This is a genomic window from Bradyrhizobium zhengyangense (assembly GCF_022012555.1).
GTDB lineage: Bacteria > Pseudomonadota > Alphaproteobacteria > Rhizobiales > Xanthobacteraceae > Bradyrhizobium > Bradyrhizobium zhengyangense.
The window spans coordinates 22,544-41,036 of record NZ_JAKLTZ010000021.1 but is presented as its reverse complement, the minus strand read 5'-3'; the positions used below and the strand labels follow the sequence as shown (position 1 = coordinate 41,036).

The window sequence follows — 18,493 nt, the reverse complement described above, 5'->3', positions numbered from 1 at the left end:
GTTGATTGAAATCCATCAAAATGTCGAGCTACGGCTTACTGCATTGTCGCCACGGCCGCTAAACGCTCGTCATTGTACGGCTCGTTTGCTCCCCTGCACGCTACGTATAGCGGTCGAGAGTATAGATTGCAGATCGGCAACTGATGCAACTTAGCGTGCTCGCTATCGAAACACCGGTACACCAGACATCACTGCCTTTCGAACCGCGATGCAGCATCTGAGCGGCCACAACGGATTGCGCCGGGCGCCACTTCGAGGTGAACGACTTCGCCGCGAACCGGTCGCTCGCGTTATTAGCAGCGAACCGTTGTACGCTGAGGGCTGCGCCACCGGCGACGAACTTTGGCGTCTTGCTCACAACGGACCACACGACCTTCACCGCCGCGGCCGAACTCTTCGCCAACTTCGACCACGGCGCCGCAATGTTCGCGTTGTGTCCGTCGTCAGATAATTTGAGACCGCTCATGCATTTCGAGAAGGGAGGCTCCGGATCATCTTGGGCTAGAGGTTAAGCTGCCTGCAGTCGATGCCGCAAGCGACGGATTGCGATGGTCTCGCGCTTGATGCGCTCAGCAAGATGCGGTTCTTCAAGGTCTGATGCCAGTGCCCTGGGTCTGGCGATGATTGGCGCACCGCGCACAGGCCGTATGTCCTTGCCCTTGAGCCAGGTGGCCAGATCATCCGCGACGTAACTTGATCCGTTGTCGCTGAGAAGCCGTGACCGCTGCTTTATATTGATGTACTCCAGGCCTGAGGCGACAAGCGCCCGGTCGAGCGTGGCCGTAACGTCGGAGGCGCACATGGTTGGGCTCATCCTCAACGCCACGATATAACGCGAGAAGTCAGCGAGCACAGTGAACAGATAATACCAGCCCCAGCCGGTGATCTTGAGGTAGGCGAAGTCAGTCTGACAGAGCTGGTTGATCGCCGTGGTCTTGTCCTTGAACTCGTTGGCCGTCTTGATCACCTCATAGGCGGGGCTGGTGATCAGGTCGTGCGCCTTCAGCAGCCGATAGACCCAGCGCCTCGGAGACTAAGTACTTTCTGTCATCGGTGAAGCGCACCGCCAGCTCGCGCGGCGACAGCTCGGGAATCTCCAGCGCCAGATCGATGATCTGACCGCGGACTTCGTCAGGAACCCGATTCCAGACCATGTCCGACTTCGAGCGATACTCAGCCAGTACCTCAACGCCAACCGCACGGTAGCGATCGTACCACCGATAAAATGCGGCTCGCGGGATGCCGAGCTTCTCGAGCGTGCGTCTGGCACGCAGATGGTGATTGCTCGACCAGCGCGATGATCTCGGCCTTCGCGAACGCAGGATACCTCATGCCTCGTCCTCCCCAGCCGCGCTCAACTCTTTTTTGTAAGCGGTTCTCCAGGGTACGATCGGCGACCACCTCCTTCAATTCGGAGGCTTCACGACGAAGATCCTTGACCTCGCCGGACGTGGCTGAGCGGGCAGTGTCGCCCCCCAAGGCGGCGTTTGCCAGCCTCAAGGAACTCCTTGGACCGGCCATAATACATCGAGGCCACACAGCTCGGAGATATTCTCCTCGTCGCGCAAATCCTTCCAACACGATACGGATATTCTTTTCCGCTGAATACTGCCGAGGTGCCTGGCGTCGGTTGTCCTTCAGCACTTGTTCTGCCGGGGCTTTGTCCGGCCCGGATTTCTGCTTCAACTTCGCTCCGTACGGCAACGATGAACCAGAAATCCTCCTTCGTGAAGTCCTGGTCTCAGAGGCGCTGACGGCGAACACGCCACACTACATGGCGTTGATCCTACGCCGGCAGGCCGCCGACTCGGGGCGCCCCGCACACGAGCGAGTCTACGAATCGTAAACATGATGGAAAAACATCAGGTTCAGAATAGCCTAAATCAGATGTCGGCGACTAACCTCCAAGCTCGCACAGTTCGGACTTGATGTGATGGCTCGAAGAATTGTCATAGTTGGTGCTGGACATGCTGGGACGAGTGCAGCTCGCGCACTACGGGAGCATGGGTGGTCCGACGAGATTGTACTCCTAACGGAGGAACGGTCCGCCCCTTATGAGCGTCCGCCTCTGTCCAAGTCAGTCCTTACTCAAGAGGAGAGCTTCAGCGGCGTAGCGGCTCTTGCCCCAGGTTGGCTTGACCAGAACGGAATCCTTTTCCGCTCTGGGGTCAGAGCGGAAGCAATCGACCGGGACGCACAGAGCGTTACACTCGCTGGAGGAGATCGTTTTCGGTATGACTACCTCCTGCTCGCGACAGGAGCAAAACCGCGTTTTCCGCAGTTGCCTGGCGTCGGCTCGAAGGGAGTGATCGCGCTGCGGTCGTTGGATCAATCCGCCGTTCTCCGAGAGAGATTGATGCCGGCACGAAGGCTTGTCGTTATCGGCGGAGGACTGATCGGATTGGAAGTCGCGGCGTCTGCCCGGGCAAGAGGTGTTGACACAACAGTTTTGGAAAAGGCACCCGCTCTGCTGTCTCGCGTGATGCCGATCTCGACGTCCGATAGAATCTTAGAACTGCATCGTTCCAACGGCACCAAGGTTTTCCTCGGAGCGGACGTGGAGGCGATCATTGGTTGCGACATGGTCGAGGGCGTGCGACTCAGATCAGGACAGGAATTCGTAGCCGACACAGTTCTGGTTGCTGTTGGCGCGGATCCCGACGTTGAATTGGCGCAGAAGGCTGGCCTTGCCACTGACGACGGCATTCTCGTCAATGAATACCTCCAAACTGCAGACTCTCGGATCTTCGCCGCCGGAGACGCAGCAAGATATCCGGCGTCGACGGGTAAAGACACGATACGATTGGAGGCATGGAAGAATGCGCTGGACCAGGGGGGCACTGCCGCGTTGAACATTTTGGGACGAAAGGTTTCCTATAGGGCAGTTCCATGGATGTGGTCTGATCAATTCGACAAAGTATTCCAAGTTGCTGGCATTCCGAACAAATCGCAGGTCGAGGTAAATCGTAGTTTAGACGATGGGGGTATAGTAACGTTTCTCCTAGACAGATTTGGCGTTCTAGAGGCCACGGCGGCGTTCGGTAGCCTATCGCAAGTAGCAAAGATCGTCCGAGTCGCGACCTCGATAATTGAGAGGCGCCTTCGCCCGTCGCCTTCCGTCCTGCAGGACCCAAGCTACGATTTGAGAAAGCTCTTGCAGTCAGATGCCGTCAACGCCCACTCAACGCATGAAGCCGCTCTCTCAGCAGTTCGAAGGTAGACACTACATGAACACCATCCTGTTCTTTCAGTCGCTTTGGGCCATGGAATTGCGAAGCGCGACGGAGCCAGAACGCGGGCTTGAGGAAAACATCCGAATGATCAAAGATGCCGGCTATGACGGCGTTAGCGCAGATTGGCGGAGCCGGGAGTACGTACGCGAGCTGCATGGCCTGTTGAAGGCGAACGGGTTGACAGCCGAAGGCCAGTGTTTTCCGAAGACCATCGATGAGCTCAAGCCAGTGCTCGAAAATGCAACGGAATTCGGTCTTCATCATCTTGAGATTCAACCAGATGTACGGCCACGTCGCTTGGATGATTGCATCCCGCTTTTAGAAGGATGGCTGCGGCTTGCCGAGGAGGTCGATTTTCCCGTCTATATAGAGACACATCGCGACCGGATGACGACCGACCTGTTCTTTACACTCGATCTACTTGAACGAATCCCCGATCTCAAGCTGCTGGGGGATATTTCGCACTTCGTTGTTGGGCGCGAGTTCTCATGGCCAATTACCGAGGAGAATAACAGCCACATCCATCAAGTTTTGGATAGGTGTTGGGCGTTCCACGGTAGGGTAGCAAGCCGCGAGCAAATACAAATCGAGATTAGCTTCCCGCAGCACCAAATGTGGCTCGACCAGTTCTTAGAGTGGTGGGGCTACGGCTTTCGGAGTTGGCGCCGGCGCGCGGCGGACGGAGAGGCATTGGCGTTTACTTGCGAGTTGGGGCCGCGGCCGTACGCGATAACCGGTCGAGATGGTGAAGATACAACGGATCGCTGGAGCGAAGCCCTGATGCTTCGAGAATGCGTCAGGAAGGCTTGGGACAAGTCTGGAGCCCACCTGGAAGACAACGCGTAGAGCACAACGACAGCGCTTGAACTCAGGAAACGTTACAGCCCACTACTGCTCCGCTGCTGAAGACTGCAAACTGTAGACTGCAGATGTAGGTGTCCAGATCAAGGCGATCGCGATTTGTTGTATCGTCGATACACGCTTCGTGTGCTGATCCAGATGGCCTCTTTCTGTTGATTTGAGCTATGAGAGCGCTGGGATCTTGGTCGACATCGGTTTGGGGGGCCCGGCCGGAAGCGGCGCATGCATACATGGTCTATTGAGAAGATCCAAAGGTGCAATGAGGTCGACGGGTACGCGGGAGAACTAGAAGTCGACCTAATGATAGCCCGACTTTGCCGCCGGATCGATCGACGAAGGGTTCGATGTCAGGTGCAAAAGTGATGGCGCCAGACGTTCAGCATATTCTAAAGAGGGAAGAGAAGTTCAACATGAGCCTAGATTTGAAGATGGTTGACGACACCGCTCGTACATGGGTGTTTGCGTGCAAGGTAGAGGATATTCGGCTTCAAGACGTTCGTCGCTGGGAGTTTGACGGGCATTCATACGCAATATTTCGCTCCCCGAAGGGCGAAATCTTCGTAACAGACGATATTTGCACTCATGAACACGCCCACCTGTCCGATGGTTATGTTGAGGGCCACACGGTGGAGTGCCCCCGTCACTCTGGACGGTTCAGCTATATGACGGGAAAGGCACTTGGCGCTCCGGTATGCATAAACCTGCGCACGTACGAGGTGAGAATCGAGGATGGAGCGGTCACCGTTTTGGTACCTCGACGGGCTTAACCCGCAACGACCTCTAACTCGGCTCCGTCAAGCGTGACAGAGTTGCAGATAGCGCGTGAAGCAATCAGCTGACGCATTTTTCTCAGCTCTCGCCCGATGAGCGCCGTGGGTCCGATGGCGGTCGCGCCGACGAGTCGTTCAAGTGCGTCGCAGTGAAGCAAGATCGCGCTTCCAGACGCTGTCGGTTTTCGCCTTGTCGACGTACCGAGATGAGGTAACCCCATTATTTGAAGGGAGAGGTCGTACTGGTCAGACCAAAAGAATGGGACTGACGGCGCCGTAACTTCTTCGCCCAGCAGTACGGCGGCTAGGATTCTTGCGTGATCCTCCGCGTTTTGCCACGACTCCAAACGTATATGCCGTTGGTAAAGTGGATGCCAGAAGGCGGCAATGTCGCCACAGGCGAATATGTTGGGATCAGAGGTACGCAGCTGCTCGTTAGTTATTACACCAATGTCGATCTCCAAGCCGGCGCCAATCGCAAGGGATATCTCAGGTTCAACACCAACGGCAACGACGGCGACACTGCAGTCAACAGCATCTCCATTGCTGAGAACAGCGCGCTTTAGGCTACCATGGCCATTGGAAACGAACCTCTCGACCATGGCCCCGTACGTCAATTGCACACCAGCGTGGAGGTGCGTCTCGGCAAGGCGATCTGCTACCAGTCGCGGCACCAAGCGAGAAAGCAGTCGGTCGGAAGCTTCGATCACTCGTGGCTGGATGCCGCGCTGTGCGGCGGCCGCCGCGACTTCGAGGCCGATAAATCCGCCACCAACGACGGCCACTCGGTTTGATGCCAGGAAGTACTTAGAAACGGTTTGAGCATCGGCGTAACTTCGAAGGCTAAAGACGCCGCGGAGCTGACTTCCTTGCACCGGAAACCCGCGAACTCGAGAGCCGGTAGCGAGAACCAATCGATCGTATCTAATCACTTTACCGTCGCTAAGTCGGATGTTTTTCCGGACGCGATCAACATCTTCAACGGCGACGCCGAGATGGGTCTCTACACGCTCCCAAACTGGGTCGTTAGGCTTCCACAACACGCAGTCATCGAGCCCGCTGGTGCCCAGGAGAACTCCTTTAGATAGCGGAGGTCGTTCGTAGGGATAGATAGGCTCGGCCCCGACGAGGGTCACGTGGACGCGATCGGGGCCGCGAGACAAGAGTTGCGCCAATCTGCCGCCGGCGTGCCCCCCTCCAACGATGACTATTCTGCATCGCTCAGTCATCAGTTATAATCCTGTGCATCCATGACATCTTGGTGCGAAGTGCGGTGTTGACCTGCGATGGGCTATCGTCAACAAACATACCGCAAAACGAAAGCCGAAGCGAATGAAACCTGGGCTGAACGAGGTAGCCAAGCTCGCTGGCGTCGGAATTGCAACGGTCGATCGCGTCCTCAATGAACGAGCTAATGTATCCCCGAAGACGGCGCTGAAAGTCATCGAAGCTGCTCGTCAGCTGGGGATCAGTCGGACTCTTCCATCGCCCCATCGTCGGCTCTTTCGAGTCAAGGTAATAATGCCTTCGCAAAGGACGCCCCTTCTGTTGCGGCTTGCCCGAGCGTTTGAAAGCCAAATCGCGCAAACTACAAAATCCCTTGTGATCGAACGCGTCCTATTCGAGGAGCGGCATGCGGAAGCGGTCCCGGGTCTGATTCGCGCGGCCAAGGCAGACGCGGTGATAGTGTACGGACCCGAGACAGATCAAATGATAGATGCGATTGCCTCGGTGACCTCATCGGGGACCCCTGTCATTACTCTCGGATCAGACCTGCCGACGACACCACGGTTGGCCTACGTCGGGATTGACCACTACGGAGCCGGACGAGCTGCGGCATTCTTCATGTCCCGGATGGTCAATCGGGGAATCTACTTAGCGGTCTGCTCCGATCTGAAATACCGAGCGGAGGCCTCTAGGATTAGTGGATTTCGAGACGGTGTGAAGGCAGAACTTTCTTCTCCGATACACGTCGAGATAATGGAGAGCGATGAGTGCCCTAAAGGAATGTCCGAGGATGCTGTCAGCGGTATCTACGTCGCGGGATCAAAAAATGGGCTTGCCCACACAGTGGCACCGTGGTTGGCCAGAGCACCAATCGTGATCGCGCACGACCTTAGCGACGAGGTCAGACAGATGATGAAGACCGGCGTCGTTGCTCTGGCGATTGATCAGAACCCGGAAGAACAAGCATCGAGGTCGGTAGCTCTTCTCTTAGCCCGCTTCGGCCTAACGGCTCACGCGCCCGAGGCCGGGATAGTATCGTTTACCGTCCACACGAAATACAACATCTAAGACTGTGCAGTATCCAGAGTCCTGCGAGGGCCGCTCTTTTTCATCGCGACCGGCGCGTTCTGCGCGCTAGCGGCAATGCTGCGTTTGGCGCGGCTGACGAGCAGCCTGCCCTCGGCCGAAAGGCGCCCGAACTCGCCGTGGGCCAAGCTTGATGGTATCCGTCCGGTGATGCTTGCGATTACCCACATTTTTTGAGTCAGAGTTTCGCTCCCGTTGCGATATCGATGAATCGCGATAATCCGCGCCATATGATCAGATTCCCTGGTGGCGGATCGTTGGCGCGGGCGAGATAGCCGCCGAGCCTGGCGATCTTGATAAGATAATGCGACAATGTCTTTCGTTGTGTGTCGACTGGATTCTTGTCTTCGACGAGCCGATCAAGCAATTGGCTTTCAGCCTTGGTCAGCACAAATCCGGTGAGGCATTTGGCGCTGAACGATTAAGCATCGTCATCCAAAAAATGCGCCAGCTCACAATGCAGAATACCGAGATCAGATTCGTCAATCGCTGAGCAGTCCGCAGTTGCGAGTCCTCCTCTGCCCTACAGCCGGATTTGAGTATCTTGTGGAAGACCTCGATCTTCCATCGCAGGGAATACCATTCGAGTTTCTCGATCGCAGCCCTGCGCCGATTGCACTGGAAGATCGGTCAGGAGTTTCCATTCAATCTTCTTTCTGTTCTTTGGCGCTCCTCTTTCATCAGCGTGGATCACTGTCATAGTCAAAGTTGGATACCGCGACTGCTTGCCGATCGGTAGCAAAGTACCGATTTTACGATACCGGATTTCAAGAACAGACTGGTCTGGATTGCCCTTGCTATCCTGGACTTCGATCCGGTGGAGGCCTTTGACCACGACCTCGTCCATTATCGTTGCAACGGTATGATCGCCATCGCCTGCCAGGCGATTGACAAAGGTCCTTACCAAGAAATGCGTTCCAACCTCTTGGGCGGCGCACAACAAGTCATAAATATCGGCCTCACGATCACCGATATGGATGCACTGCGTGGCTTCTCGAAAAGCTCCGTGGATTGTTTGAGGTTCTCCAGCCACCGAATGCTCTCCTTGGTTTCAATGGGGATCCGTGTCAGGTTGACCTCGCGCCTGAGCGCGGCGCCCCCTCTGAACTTCTTTCGGTCCAGAACTTCACGGCGCTGAGCCCCAGTGGAAGCCCCTCGAGGGTCACCGCAAAGCTCGAATGCATCAATATTCCGCATGTCGTGTACGTTTGGGTTTTCCGTCCAATCTTCGGGAGTTGCTTTTGGGGATGCGCTTAATCATCCCGATCAGATCCGGGCGCTCTCTTTGATAGGTGAACTCGGTCGTATCATGCGGGACAAGAACAGGACCTTTCGCAGCCGCGATACGTTCCCGCGTCGATTTAAAGAGACCAGACAGAATGTCGGCCTCGCTTACTCGTTCATTGGAAAAGAAACGATAGGCCGCCTTGGTATTCGCCCAGTCTTGGCAAACCATCGGAATGCTCTGGCCGATGTCTCCACCGATCTGCTTCAGTAGCATGTAAATCTCTCGCCAAGTCCAGCGTCCTGGAATTCGCAAAGCGCTGCTTCACGATCAAACCAGGTCATCGCGTCGGACGCCTCCCGATGCAAGGCTCAGCCTCACAATCTCGCGCACCTGGCGCATGATAACCCTCCTCGTCGGCATCCAATCCTCCCAGCTGCTTCCAGCCGGAGAATTGGCCCAACGATCGGGCCTCACACCATCCGAATCTGCGCGCGATCAAATCCGAATGCTGCGCGGAAAATGCTCGGAATGCTGGGCGCGATCATTTCGGAACCCTGCGCGCCATCAAGTCGGTACGGTGCGCACCATCATCTCGGAATCCGCACGCATTGTCTGGGTGGTCTTGAGCTCTCTACGAACGCAGAGATCCTGCTTTCACCTGACGCTGGCTTCGATTGCATGGCTCGGGAACAGTGATGACGAAACAGTGGATCAACATGCCGTAAGGCCTGTGCAAAAAACGGGCTTCGTGCCCGAACCATTTATTGGGAACGGCGTGCGCAGATCTCATCATGGCCTGGCTGCAACAGCAGTCCACTCACGAGAGGCCGGATACATTTATGCAACTGGAAGTGTCATTTTCGTTGTTACGAACCCTTACACGGACGGGGTGAACCATACATTTTTTGACAAAAGCTCGCGCAGTGCCGCCGCATCGAGCATCTGCTCGGCCAGCAGCTTCTTCAGCTTCGCGTTCTCTTCCTCGAGCGCTTCAGCCGCTTGGCTTCGGAGACTTCCATGCCGCCGAACTTGGCCTTCCAATTGTAGATCGTCGCCTCGGAGACCCGTGTTTGCGAGCCAGGCCTGCTGTCGTCGCTCCAGCCTCATGCTCCTTCAACACTGCGATAACCTGCTCTTCCGTGAACCTTGCCCGTCCATCTTCTGATCTGAGGCCGGCAAACTGGACCATTTTTGGCTAGAGTTTTTCGCACCGGTTCCCTGGCTGGGAGGAGCGAAGGACGATGAAGGCTTCGAAGTTTTCGGACGCCCAGAAGGCGCTCATCCTGAAGCAGGGCAGTGACGGGGTTGCGGTGGCGGAGATCTGCCGCAAGGCCGGGACCAGCTAACTTATTCTGGTAGGGGCAGTTGCCAGTCCGTCCGCTCATTGATGTATTGCTTGTAGGCGGGGTGATCGAACAGGTGCAACACAAAGATCTGGTCATGCCACTGCGTTGGTGCGCCAAACTTCCAAGACAGACCGTTTATCTTTGCGATTTTCCGCGCTGCGTGAGCATCGTTAAATTCCCGGATTGCCAGAAGTTCCCCAACCCATTCGCAGTGTACTTCATCAAGATCACCGACGATATCGTCAAAGTAGCAGAAGGTCCGTGGTAGAAAATGAGATGCAGCAGAGTTGAAAAGGTTTAGTGCCGGCTTAGTACTTGTATAGAGGTCGAGGTCGAAAGACACAAAGCCGATAACAGGTGGCGAATAGCGTTCGATAAACGCCAGAACCGTCTCGCCGACGTTGCCGATTATCAGGGTGGCGCGCTTTAATTGACGCTCCAATTTAGCCCTATCCATTTTGAAAAAACCGGCGCGCCAGAGGTATGGCAGATCTCGGTAATCGTCAGAGGGTGGCAAGCCAGTTTCCAGATCGAAGCCGTAGAGTCGGAAGCGAACTCCCGTTTCAGCCTGAAGACTCTCAGCGACTTGTTCCATCTCCAGCAGTCCCATACCGCCAGCGACGCCAAACTCGATAGCGGCGATTTCGGGAATTTGGAGTGCCTTTGCTTGCCTCGCGGCTTGCCTCATTCCGAAAAGATAATTCGGGCGCATGCGTAGTCCTCGCTTTTAGTGTGGCGGCTTAATCCTGCCACCAAGCATAGGTCCTATTGTACTCAGATCGCCCCATTGGGACACCCCTTAGCGTTGGTAGGTTCGCCTTCTCGAAGACGACCTGCGGGACTTACGGCGCTCCGGATCCGCAAACCACTCCTTCAGCGATTTGCAGTAGGCCTTCCGCGTCTTCAGAGCCACGACGATCAGCAGGACGGGAGCCGTGCCTTTGGTCCAGTATTCGATGTCAGCGTCGGCGCACGCGAATTCGAACGTTTCCTCGGTCTCCACCTGCAGTCGTTCGCGCTCAGTGGCCTTGCCCTGGACCCGCAGGAGCAGGTTGCGTACAGAATCTTTCGCTCTTTCAGCACTGACGGCTTCTTCTAGAATGAAGGAGCTTTGGATGAACGATGGGAATGCCATGGGTCAGGTGATCCAGATAGATGAAGCCCGGATTCGCGATCACCTGGGCGAGATGGTCCGCGGAACGGTAGAAGAGACGCTGAATGCCATGCTGGAGGCCGAAGCGGACCTGCTGTGCGGTGTCGGACGCTATGAGCGGAGCCAGGCCCAGCAGGACACGCGGGCGGGCAGCTACGAACGAACGCTGCAAACCAAGGCGGGCGACGTCAATTTGAAGGCCAGAAGCTACGGCGGCAAACCTTCGAGACGGCGACTATCGAGCGCTACCAGAGGCGGGAGAGCTCGGTTGAGGAGGCGCTGATCGAGATGTATCTGGCCGGGATTTCAGTTCGCCGGGTCGAAGACATCACGGAGGCGCTGTGGGGCACCCGGGTCAGCCCGAGCACAGTGTCGAACCTGAACAAGAAGATCTATGCCAAGATCGAGGCATGGCGGAATCGCAGGATCGAGGACGAGCATCCGTATCTCTATCTCGATGGCATTGTGATGAAGCGCAGCTGGGCCGGTGAAGTTCGCAACGTGTCGCTGCTGATGGCCTCGGCCGTCAATGCCGAGGGATTCCGGGGGATCCTCGGCATCTGTGAAGGTGCCACGGAGGCAAGTCCGGCTGGTCATCGTTTTTGCGGCATCTCGTCGATCGTGGTCTCAAGGGCGTGCAGTTGGTGGTTTCCGATGCCTGCCGAGGTCTTGCCGAAAGCGTTACGGATTACTACGGGGGGTACGCTATCAGCGCCGCATGGTGCATTTTTATCGCAATGTCTTCAGCCTCGTGCCGTCGACCCGGGTCCGCGAGGTGAGCCACATGCTCAAGGCCATTCATACCCAAGAGAGCCGCGCCGCGGTTGGCGCGGGCGACCTCGTGGCGAAGAGCGGCGTGTCGGCTGGAAGCGCGGCCAGGCAGCCTATTCAAGCCTTATCGGGTTGAGGCGTCCGCGCGCCGCGCCCTCGGCGGACATACTTTCCAGTACGTTACAAATCGTACGTAACTCTTCTCGGCGAGTTCGGCGACCTGACGTTCCTGGTCGCGCAGAGACTTGACGTTATAGGCGTAAGTGGTCCCCCCGGCGATTGCCTTTCTTCTGCGGCCGCCCCGCCTGAGCCTCCATCCATGGCGCGCATCTTGCTCGCCACCGGAGCCGGCCGCGCCCAAAGATAGTCTTCCTGCTTGGTCAGCAGATGCCTGCATAGGACAGTGAGCTTACGGGCAAGCGCGACCGCCGCGATCTGATGCCCCCGCTTCGCCCTGATGCGAACGAACAAGGCCTCTTTGCAGCACCCCATTCCGCCTCGACCAGCATCGCCCGCGCGTGGCTGCGACCAACCTTGCTGATGCGCCCATGATGGGCAGCGCCGAGGCCCGACTGGCGTACCCGTGGATTCAGGCCGAAGTAGCTCACCAGCTTCTGTGGGCTCTTGACTCGCGTGACGTCGCCGACCGCCGCGATGATGCCGACGGCCACCGTTAGGTTGACGCTCGTGATCGTCATCAGCCTTCGCACGGGACTGTCGCCCATGACACTCAGTGCGATCTCGCGGTCCAACTCCGCCTGGTCTTCGGCGAGCCGATCGAGTTCACGGATATTCCGCTCAAGTGCCGGCTGCTCATCTGCCGGCACGACCTGCCGTGCAAGCCACACTCGGCCGCGCTGGTTGAGCAGGTCAGAGTGAAGGCACTTCGGAACAAGATGCGACGCAAGGATCGCATGCACCTCATTCTTTACGCGTGTTCGACGACGTACAATCTGGTAACGCCGCGCCACCAGCCGGCGCAATCGCTCGGTAACCGCGTCCGGCGTCCACACTTCGGGCAAGTAGCCCGCGACGTAAAGGTTCGCGAGAGTGCCTGCATCAACCTTGTCGGTCTTCACATGCGCATGGGCGATCGCCTTCACCTGCAGCGGGTTGGCGATCACCTCCCGGGCGACGAAAGGCGACAGTACGCGCGACGCTGCCATGCTATTGCCAGTCGCTTCCAGAACGACCTCGTCCGTCGGCTTAGGCGTCCTCCCGAAGCCTTCAAGTGCCACGCGGGTCATGTCGACCCGGCCTGCGTGCCGCAGCACGCCTCCTTCCCAAATCGCCACCTCCCAGAAGGTGCGGTGGATATCCATTCCGATTACGCGTCGCATGTCCGTCTTTCCTACCCGCCACGTTGATAACGAGAGCGGCGGGCGACACGACAACTACGGATTCGCGCTCTCGGCGCAACCGGGCGAGTCGTAAGAGGCGGCCACCTAACAAAACGAGCTCGCAGCTCATCGTACGAACCGGCCGCCCGCACCTTCGTGCTCCCGGAGCCTCTATCCCGGATACTCGCAGCATATGCCACCAGTTCGAAAAGCCAGTAGCGGAAACAGTGACCGCGCCATCCTCATACCGGTTAACAATCCGCTCGAGCGCATCATGAAGGAGATCCGGCGACGAACCCGTGTCATCGGCGCCTTTCCTGACGGTCAATCCTGTCTCAACTTGGCAGTGGCACGGCTGCGGCACATTGCCGGAACGCGTGGTCGACCAAATGCTACATGAATATGCGACCGCTCTATCAGCAGCAACTCTCTGAGACCGGAGTCGTCGCCTGATCAATGTGCGAAAGATACTGGACACTACCAGTTGCGACCTCGCCCGTTTCGGCGTCACGCAACTCGATGAAGCCGTCGATCTCCGCTTCGACGCCGCCGGTCGGATAGAACATGAACTCCAAGAGAACGATTCCCTCGATGAGGGACATTCCCTGCTGTCCGATGACATCGCTTTTCACGACCTTCTTCATGGCCGTATGTTGGGCGCGGGATCCGACTCCTGTCCATTGCTCGACGCCGGTCGTGCACTCCTTCGTCGGTTATCGGCGATCGACAATCCGCTTCGACCGCGGGCGCGCTCCGATGGTATGATGCCATCGGAAAGAGTCGGGAAATCGCTGGTGATGTACGTCTACTGCAATGGAACCGCCCGTATCAGACATCGACGTTTTGGCGAGATACACGAAATCGATTCGGACCTGCTGGACTGGAACGCCGTTTGCAGCGACGAGCGACAGATGGGACCGGAGCTCCACCATGAAGCCGTTATTAAGCATCCGGAATTGGGAAGACTTTCCCTAGGGTCTGGGAGTATCCGGAGGGCGTCGAGAACCATCAGGAAACCAACACCGGCTCCCACCACGTGGTCGAAGATTTCGACTACGGACTCGAGCACGACCGTCCCGAGTACGACGACGAGTGGCTGGAGCTCCCTCCGCCCGACAATCCGTTCGCACAATTCCAAACGTCGTACCGGGAAAGCACCGATCTTCTCGCGCGAAGCGGCTCAGATGCCGGCAATCGCCTGGTCAACAAAAGCGGCGGCCTTGCCGCACTTAGGTCGCCTCGTGGAATGAAGCTGCCAATCAGATGTACTCGCGCCGGTCGCCAATACGGTGAAACGCGGACGTGGCGCGGATGCATCATGTCTCGACACGATGCAACTCATGCCAAAGGCCGGCACTGTGACAGGATGTCGGCCTCGCTTACTCGTTCATTGGAGAAAGAAACGATAGGCCGCCTTGGTATTAGCCCAGTCTTGGCACACCATCGGAATGCTCTGTCCGATGTCTCCGCCGATCTGCTTCAGCAGCATGCGAATTCTCTCGCCAAGCCGAGTGTCATGGAATTCGCAAAGCGCTGCTTCACGGTCAAACCAGGTCACCGCGTCAGACGTCAACCGATCCGCCTTCTCATCCCGCGCGCGTGAAGTCAGTCCATAGAGCACCTCTTCTCGAATCAGGTACCCGTCAAAGAATCACAAGCGTTTCTGGCGACTCAAGTTTTTCGGCACAGTACACCTCAAAAAATGTGGGTAATCGTAGGGTTGCCCGGATGCGTACACTGCATCGATGAAAATGCGCAGACCGATAGAGGGCCGCGGCCCCGCCAGCTACACCTCTCCATAACGACGATCTGCACTCGCTCCGCGGTTAGAGCCCGCTCTCGATTGCTATGAATAGGCCGAGGAGCTCATGGGCGAGACAGATGAGGTAGTGTGAGTTCGCCTTTGCCCGCAACAACTGAGACATTTAATTTGTGTGCGGCGGCAGCCAAGACCGGCACCGGAACTGCGCTCTCGCCTGCCAGGCGCACAGCGCACTCAATATCCTTTGCGGAATTCGCGATTGAGATTGCCAGAACATCGGGTTTCTCGCCTAACAAAAAGGACACGAAGGCTTGAAATATTCCGCTATTGGTGGAGCCCCGACTAACCAGAGAGCGGAGTGTTACGAGATCGACGTCAAGGCCGCACGCAAACTGGCAAACCTCCGCGGCTACCGCCGCTATCCCCATAGTCATGCTGTTGTAAACAAGCTTGAGCTTGTGACCTTGTCCGACATCTCCGACATGAAGAACGGTCTCACAAAACGCACCAAGAATGCCCTCAGCGACAGGAAAAAGCTTTTCATTCGATCCAACGATCGCGTTGAGAAGGCCTAGCTCTGCTTGTTCGGGGCTCCGCGTTACTGGAGCGTCCATAAAGCTTAGGCCGCATTTTTGCGCCTGCTCAGCCAGTGCGACCGTTGAAGCAGGATAAGACGTCGAGCAGTCAATTATCAACCCTCCTCGGGGCATATGGACGAACAGCCCATCTTGCCCAAGGCATACTGCCTCAACCTCGCGGCTGGAAGGCAAGGATAACACGACGGCGTTTACATGCCGCGCCAACTCGGCGATCGAAGGATGTTCATGGGCACCTGCACCAGTCAAGCGATCCGCACCGAAGCGAGTTTTGTTCGCTTTGATATGCAGCTCGATTTGGTGACGCAATAGGCTGATACCGATACCGGTTCCCATGCGTCCAGCTCCGATAAGGCCTATTCTCTGCTTCGCCGTTTTAGGAGCGACGTTGGGTGATGATTCCTCGCCAATCATGATTTATGCATTCCGAAAAAACCCGTGCCTTTGTAAGATTGGTAACAGCTCATGATGGTTGTTAATCGTGTAGTCAGGACGCGCCGCGCGCAAGCGCGACTCCGAAACAAATCCACCGGTAATGGATATGCTTACGAGTCCGAGATTGCGCGCGATATCCGTTTCGACCGGCATATCGCCGATGATGAAGGTTGACGCCGGCTTCAGGTTGTTTTTCTGCATGTATAGACGAAGCCGCTCTCCCTTGCTCATCGATTTATATTGGGTAGTGCGGTTTTCAAAGGCGAGCACATCGTTGATGTAGTCGTCGATCCCAAGTCTTCTCAATTGGGAGCGCAGAGGATCGACTATATGGTTGCTCACGATGATGGACGAAGCTGCTTCTTGGTGCGCTAACTCCAACACCCTGCGCGCGCCCTCGCGCAGATCGGCTTTACCCGCAAGAGGTTCGTACGTGTCGTGAAAGATTGCACTGCCATCGCGATCCACCGTCGCAACCTCGTCTTGCGACATTCCGAGACTGCGATAAAGAAGAGATAGCGGAACATCGCAATGTTCCCGGAAGGTGCTCATGTCGATTGTTGCATGACCAAAGCGATCTAGTATGGCATTTGTCGTTTGGAGCAGTGCGTACGTATCATCGAGCAGCGTTCCATTCCAATCAAAGACGAGAACCGGTTTCATGATTTGACCTCAAGCAAGGATCGATTCCGAATAGGGAAGATCGGCCGCTAATTCGCGCAAGTTCCTATTCGCGCGCTTCTGCCCCGCAGGGGTTGGCATCTCGAATGTAAACGGTGACAAATCGACGCCGTCTTGCCTGCAGGGCAACAACGATACTAGAAGTGGAAACGGCAGATACGTTATCGTGGCCGCGTTGATGGATGCCGCGATATTGCTTTCGATGATTTTGAGATCTTGCGGCTCCATCTTGTGAAAGCGAAGGATTTGCGTGCGCTGTTCAGGCGGCAATTGTTTCCATATCTGCCAGAATGCCAACTCATCTAGTGTGTCGATACCCATGCCGTAGTAGTTAGGAGCCACTATGGGCGGCGAACCGATCGCCCAATGTACGGCTTTGGCCCCAGCGGCAAGCAGCATATTCGTGACAGCCTGACTGGTATCGCCACGAATGAGGGCCTCGTCGACAATTATTATCGCGGCTTCAGCAAGGCTCGTTTCCGATACGCGGTACTTTTGAGCAATGAGACATTTTCGCTCGCTGGGTGTACCGATTAGAGTTCGCTGAAAAAATTGCGTTGAGACTACTTCCCGACGCTGGGCGAACACGCCGTATTCGACGAGAGATGCAAACAGACCATCAGCGTACGGCCCGCCAGTATGCGGCATGGAGGAAACGATTGTGAGTGTGGAGCCTAGTTCTCCTTGCAGTCGCTGCGCAACAAGGCCACCAAGGGCGGCTCCGATGTTGTAACGGGTTTCGAAATGTGATTGGCCTTCGACCGATGTGTTCGGATTTCCTAAGTAAAGAGCTTCGTAGGCGCAGAGTTTGGCTTTGTATTGCCCGTTGCTCACGGAACGATCAACGCAGTACCCCATTTTCCCGTCTACATACCTGATGTGCCCTGGTAAGATTTGCTGTGTCTTACCCTCCAGATCGGCAAAGGCACAATTTTCCGAAGCAACCAGCAAGAACCCGTCATCTGTTTGCATAGTTTCCAATGGACGCAAACCACATCGATTACGGTATGCAACCAGATTTCCTTCTCCGTCCAGGAGAATCGCGCTAATAGCGCCATCAATTCGGTCATCAATGTCGCGAAAGATGTTTTCGTAATTGACGGGCAGACCGTGCCGCCAATAGTCTCTTTCACAAGAGCCTTCAATCCACTTGAGCAAGAGCTCAGCATCTGTGTTGCTGCCCAACCTATAGCCCTGGGCAAGCAATTCTCCCCTGAGTTCACGGCCATTGACCAAGGCTCCATCTAGAGAAATTGCCAAACTGCGGCTGGTGCCCGCATTGTTGTGAATTGGCTGAAGGTCCCCGCCATCGCTGATTCCGCGGCATCGGCTACGGATATGGGCGATTGCAACATGGGGCCTAAAATTCGGATCCTGTTCATCGTGCTCAATGCGCACTGAGTCGCATGAGGACTGAAGCGCTCTCGCATATCGAACACCTTCCTTGTGCATGAAAGCTGCAATGCCGACCCCCGCCTGACCGCGAAATGCAAGTTTCGGAACCATGTGCTTGAGCCGATCATAAACCGTCGCCCGTGACTTGCTTGAAGAGCATAGAAACGCAGCAGCAACACCGGACATGCTATTAGCTCCTCGTGCTAAAGAACCGATCTCCTAGGTCCATCGCAGGCGAAGGTATTTAATCGCCAGGGGGCGTAGACGTGGTTCCGCCTCTCTTTAAGCAAGCGCCATACCAGCCCTTAGATCACTCGGCTCGCGCCCCCAGAGCCGACGGAATTCGAAAAGAGTTGGCCATTTGGTTTGCCAGCGATGATTTCGCGTCGTCCGACTCCCGACACGTTGTCTGAAGCGCGACGCGTTGGTACGAAAAGAGCCAAGCTCTGACTGTTGGTTCTCGGTGTCCTATGGTCCCACGGACCCGCTCGAGCTTGCCTGCGACGCAGTCCCCTCACATGCGCGAGCATGACGATTTCGAGCCGCACCAGGCCTTCTGATCCGGCGACCGAGTCGTAATCGAGCACCTGCTTCAGGCCTACCGCCTTT

The 18,493-nt window shown here is 56.4% G+C and carries 20 protein-coding genes and 4 pseudogenes; 9 read left to right on the top strand and 15 right to left on the bottom strand.

What is annotated here, in order from left to right:
* Positions 1-100: 100 nt before the first annotated feature.
* Positions 101-466: a hypothetical protein gene (locus L6639_RS38165; RefSeq protein ID WP_128929773.1), complete on the bottom strand. Its 366-nt coding sequence runs from the start codon at positions 464-466 to the stop codon at positions 101-103.
* Between the two features lie 104 nt (positions 467-570).
* Positions 571-1,686 (bottom strand): annotated as a pseudogene (locus L6639_RS38160) (DDE-type integrase/transposase/recombinase); the annotation flags it as partial.
* 247 nt (positions 1,687-1,933) lie between these two features.
* On the opposite strand from L6639_RS38160, the gene L6639_RS38155 reads away from it, so the two are divergent.
* From L6639_RS38155 to L6639_RS38145, 3 genes are all read left to right on the top strand, one after another.
* Positions 1,934-3,220 (top strand): NAD(P)/FAD-dependent oxidoreductase, encoded by a 1,287-nt coding sequence (locus tag L6639_RS38155; protein ID WP_128929774.1) that lies wholly within the window; start codon positions 1,934-1,936, stop codon positions 3,218-3,220.
* 7 nt (positions 3,221-3,227) lie between these two features.
* Complete coding sequence (locus tag L6639_RS38150; protein WP_128955100.1) at positions 3,228-4,079, top strand: sugar phosphate isomerase/epimerase family protein; 852 nt, start codon at positions 3,228-3,230, stop codon at positions 4,077-4,079.
* A 359-nt stretch (positions 4,080-4,438) separates the two neighbouring features.
* A complete protein-coding gene (locus tag L6639_RS38145; protein WP_373291727.1) occupies positions 4,439-4,861 on the top strand; it encodes a MocE family 2Fe-2S type ferredoxin in 423 nt (140 codons plus the stop codon).
* Here the strand turns inward: L6639_RS38145 and L6639_RS38140 are convergent.
* Positions 4,858-6,093, bottom strand: coding sequence for an NAD(P)/FAD-dependent oxidoreductase (locus L6639_RS38140; RefSeq protein ID WP_232995607.1), 1,236 nt, complete (start codon positions 6,091-6,093; stop codon positions 4,858-4,860). The genes L6639_RS38145 and L6639_RS38140 overlap by 4 nt on opposite strands.
* Positions 6,094-6,196: 103 nt before the next feature.
* On the opposite strand from L6639_RS38140, the pseudogene L6639_RS43610 reads away from it, so the two are divergent.
* A pseudogene (locus L6639_RS43610) lies at positions 6,197-6,319 on the top strand (LacI family DNA-binding transcriptional regulator); the annotation flags it as partial.
* Positions 6,320-6,466: 147 nt separating this feature from the next.
* Positions 6,467-7,159 carry a substrate-binding domain-containing protein gene (locus L6639_RS38135; RefSeq protein ID WP_232995608.1) on the top strand — a complete coding sequence of 231 codons (693 nt, stop codon included), beginning with the start codon at positions 6,467-6,469 and terminating at the stop codon, positions 7,157-7,159.
* Between the two features lie 196 nt (positions 7,160-7,355).
* Here L6639_RS38135 and L6639_RS38130 read toward each other — a convergent pair whose 3' ends face one another.
* From L6639_RS38130 to L6639_RS38115, 4 genes and pseudogenes are all read right to left on the bottom strand, one after another.
* Positions 7,356-7,568: a hypothetical protein gene (locus L6639_RS38130; protein ID WP_232995609.1), complete on the bottom strand. Its 213-nt coding sequence runs from the start codon at positions 7,566-7,568 to the stop codon at positions 7,356-7,358.
* A gap of 132 nt (positions 7,569-7,700) precedes the next feature.
* Positions 7,701-8,210, bottom strand: a complete 510-nt coding sequence (locus L6639_RS38125) for a hypothetical protein (protein ID WP_232995610.1) — start codon at positions 8,208-8,210, stop codon at positions 7,701-7,703.
* Positions 8,211-8,360: 150 nt separating this feature from the next.
* Positions 8,361-8,678, bottom strand: coding sequence for an IS4/Tn5 family transposase DNA-binding protein (locus L6639_RS38120; RefSeq protein ID WP_232995611.1), 318 nt, complete (start codon positions 8,676-8,678; stop codon positions 8,361-8,363).
* 624 nt (positions 8,679-9,302) lie between these two features.
* A pseudogene (locus L6639_RS38115) lies at positions 9,303-9,594 on the bottom strand (transposase); the annotation flags it as partial.
* Positions 9,595-9,646: 52 nt separating this feature from the next.
* On the opposite strand from L6639_RS38115, the pseudogene L6639_RS43390 reads away from it, so the two are divergent.
* Positions 9,647-9,748 (top strand): annotated as a pseudogene (locus tag L6639_RS43390) (transposase); the annotation flags it as partial.
* 4 nt (positions 9,749-9,752) lie between these two features.
* On the opposite strand, the gene L6639_RS38105 reads toward L6639_RS43390, so the two are convergent.
* The gene (locus L6639_RS38105) at positions 9,753-10,463 is read right to left on the bottom strand and encodes a hypothetical protein (RefSeq protein ID WP_128929777.1); all 711 of its coding nucleotides are present in this window, start codon (positions 10,461-10,463) and stop codon (positions 9,753-9,755) included.
* 87 nt (positions 10,464-10,550) lie between these two features.
* The gene (locus L6639_RS38100; RefSeq protein ID WP_128929778.1) at positions 10,551-10,886 is read right to left on the bottom strand and encodes a DUF4365 domain-containing protein; all 336 of its coding nucleotides are present in this window, start codon (positions 10,884-10,886) and stop codon (positions 10,551-10,553) included.
* Here L6639_RS38100 and L6639_RS38095 point away from each other — a divergent pair.
* Together L6639_RS38095 and L6639_RS43385 are read left to right on the top strand one after the other, a co-directional pair.
* A complete protein-coding gene (locus L6639_RS38095) occupies positions 10,885-11,187 on the top strand; it encodes a transposase (protein WP_237866556.1) in 303 nt (100 codons plus the stop codon). The two genes, L6639_RS38100 and L6639_RS38095, sit on opposite strands and share 2 nt — an antisense overlap.
* Positions 11,142-11,924, top strand: coding sequence for a transposase (locus L6639_RS43385; protein ID WP_430644590.1), 783 nt, complete (start codon positions 11,142-11,144; stop codon positions 11,922-11,924). The genes L6639_RS38095 and L6639_RS43385 overlap by 46 nt, the downstream gene beginning before the upstream one ends.
* A gap of 131 nt (positions 11,925-12,055) precedes the next feature.
* Here the strand turns inward: L6639_RS43385 and L6639_RS38085 are convergent, their stop codons facing one another.
* The gene (locus L6639_RS38085; protein WP_232995613.1) at positions 12,056-13,015 is read right to left on the bottom strand and encodes an IS110 family RNA-guided transposase; all 960 of its coding nucleotides are present in this window, start codon (positions 13,013-13,015) and stop codon (positions 12,056-12,058) included.
* A gap of 193 nt (positions 13,016-13,208) precedes the next feature.
* Here L6639_RS38085 and L6639_RS38080 point away from each other — a divergent pair, with 193 nt between their 5' ends.
* On the top strand, positions 13,209-13,415 hold the full coding sequence (locus L6639_RS38080; RefSeq protein WP_373291724.1) for a transposase: 207 nt from the start codon (positions 13,209-13,211) through the stop codon (positions 13,413-13,415).
* 16 nt (positions 13,416-13,431) lie between these two features.
* On the opposite strand, the gene L6639_RS38075 is transcribed toward L6639_RS38080, so the two are convergent.
* From L6639_RS38075 to L6639_RS38055, 5 genes are all read right to left on the bottom strand, one after another.
* Positions 13,432-13,659 carry a hypothetical protein gene (locus L6639_RS38075; protein WP_188637434.1) on the bottom strand — a complete coding sequence of 76 codons (228 nt, stop codon included), beginning with the start codon at positions 13,657-13,659 and terminating at the stop codon, positions 13,432-13,434.
* 743 nt (positions 13,660-14,402) lie between these two features.
* Positions 14,403-14,573 carry an IS4/Tn5 family transposase DNA-binding protein gene (locus tag L6639_RS38070; protein ID WP_232995656.1) on the bottom strand — a complete coding sequence of 57 codons (171 nt, stop codon included), beginning with the start codon at positions 14,571-14,573 and terminating at the stop codon, positions 14,403-14,405.
* 308 nt (positions 14,574-14,881) lie between these two features.
* On the bottom strand, positions 14,882-15,787 hold the full coding sequence (locus L6639_RS38065; RefSeq protein ID WP_128929779.1) for an NAD(P)-dependent oxidoreductase: 906 nt from the start codon (positions 15,785-15,787) through the stop codon (positions 14,882-14,884).
* A 3-nt stretch (positions 15,788-15,790) separates the two neighbouring features.
* A complete protein-coding gene (locus L6639_RS38060) occupies positions 15,791-16,471 on the bottom strand; it encodes an HAD family hydrolase (RefSeq protein ID WP_128929780.1) in 681 nt (226 codons plus the stop codon).
* A gap of 9 nt (positions 16,472-16,480) precedes the next feature.
* Positions 16,481-18,070, bottom strand: coding sequence for an amidophosphoribosyltransferase (locus L6639_RS38055; protein WP_232995614.1), 1,590 nt, complete (start codon positions 18,068-18,070; stop codon positions 16,481-16,483).
* Positions 18,071-18,493 lie beyond the last annotated feature (423 nt).

Excerpts from the sequence above, each read along its gene's own strand:
- L6639_RS38165 (WP_128929773.1), bottom strand. The coding sequence starts at position 466 with ATGAGCGGTCTCAAATTATCTGACGACGGACACAACGCGAACATTGCG.
- L6639_RS38155 (WP_128929774.1), top strand. The coding sequence starts at position 1,934 with ATGGCTCGAAGAATTGTCATAGTTGGTGCTGGACATGCTGGGACGAGT.
- L6639_RS38150 (WP_128955100.1), top strand. The coding sequence starts at position 3,228 with ATGAACACCATCCTGTTCTTTCAGTCGCTTTGGGCCATGGAATTGCGA.
- L6639_RS38145 (WP_373291727.1), top strand. The coding sequence starts at position 4,439 with ATGTCAGGTGCAAAAGTGATGGCGCCAGACGTTCAGCATATTCTAAAG.
- L6639_RS38140 (WP_232995607.1), bottom strand. The coding sequence starts at position 6,093 with ATGACTGAGCGATGCAGAATAGTCATCGTTGGAGGGGGGCACGCCGGC.
- L6639_RS38120 (WP_232995611.1), bottom strand. The coding sequence starts at position 8,678 with ATGCTACTGAAGCAGATCGGTGGAGACATCGGCCAGAGCATTCCGATG.
- L6639_RS38105 (WP_128929777.1), bottom strand. The coding sequence starts at position 10,463 with ATGCGCCCGAATTATCTTTTCGGAATGAGGCAAGCCGCGAGGCAAGCA.
- L6639_RS38095 (WP_237866556.1), top strand. The coding sequence starts at position 10,885 with ATGGGTCAGGTGATCCAGATAGATGAAGCCCGGATTCGCGATCACCTG.
- L6639_RS38100 (WP_128929778.1), bottom strand. The coding sequence starts at position 10,886 with ATGGCATTCCCATCGTTCATCCAAAGCTCCTTCATTCTAGAAGAAGCC.
- L6639_RS38085 (WP_232995613.1), bottom strand. The coding sequence starts at position 13,015 with ATGCGACGCGTAATCGGAATGGATATCCACCGCACCTTCTGGGAGGTG.
- L6639_RS38080 (WP_373291724.1), top strand. The coding sequence starts at position 13,209 with ATGCCACCAGTTCGAAAAGCCAGTAGCGGAAACAGTGACCGCGCCATC.
- L6639_RS38075 (WP_188637434.1), bottom strand. The coding sequence starts at position 13,659 with ATGAAGAAGGTCGTGAAAAGCGATGTCATCGGACAGCAGGGAATGTCC.
- L6639_RS38065 (WP_128929779.1), bottom strand. The coding sequence starts at position 15,787 with ATGATTGGCGAGGAATCATCACCCAACGTCGCTCCTAAAACGGCGAAG.
- L6639_RS38060 (WP_128929780.1), bottom strand. The coding sequence starts at position 16,471 with ATGAAACCGGTTCTCGTCTTTGATTGGAATGGAACGCTGCTCGATGAT.
- L6639_RS38055 (WP_232995614.1), bottom strand. The coding sequence starts at position 18,070 with ATGTCCGGTGTTGCTGCTGCGTTTCTATGCTCTTCAAGCAAGTCACGG.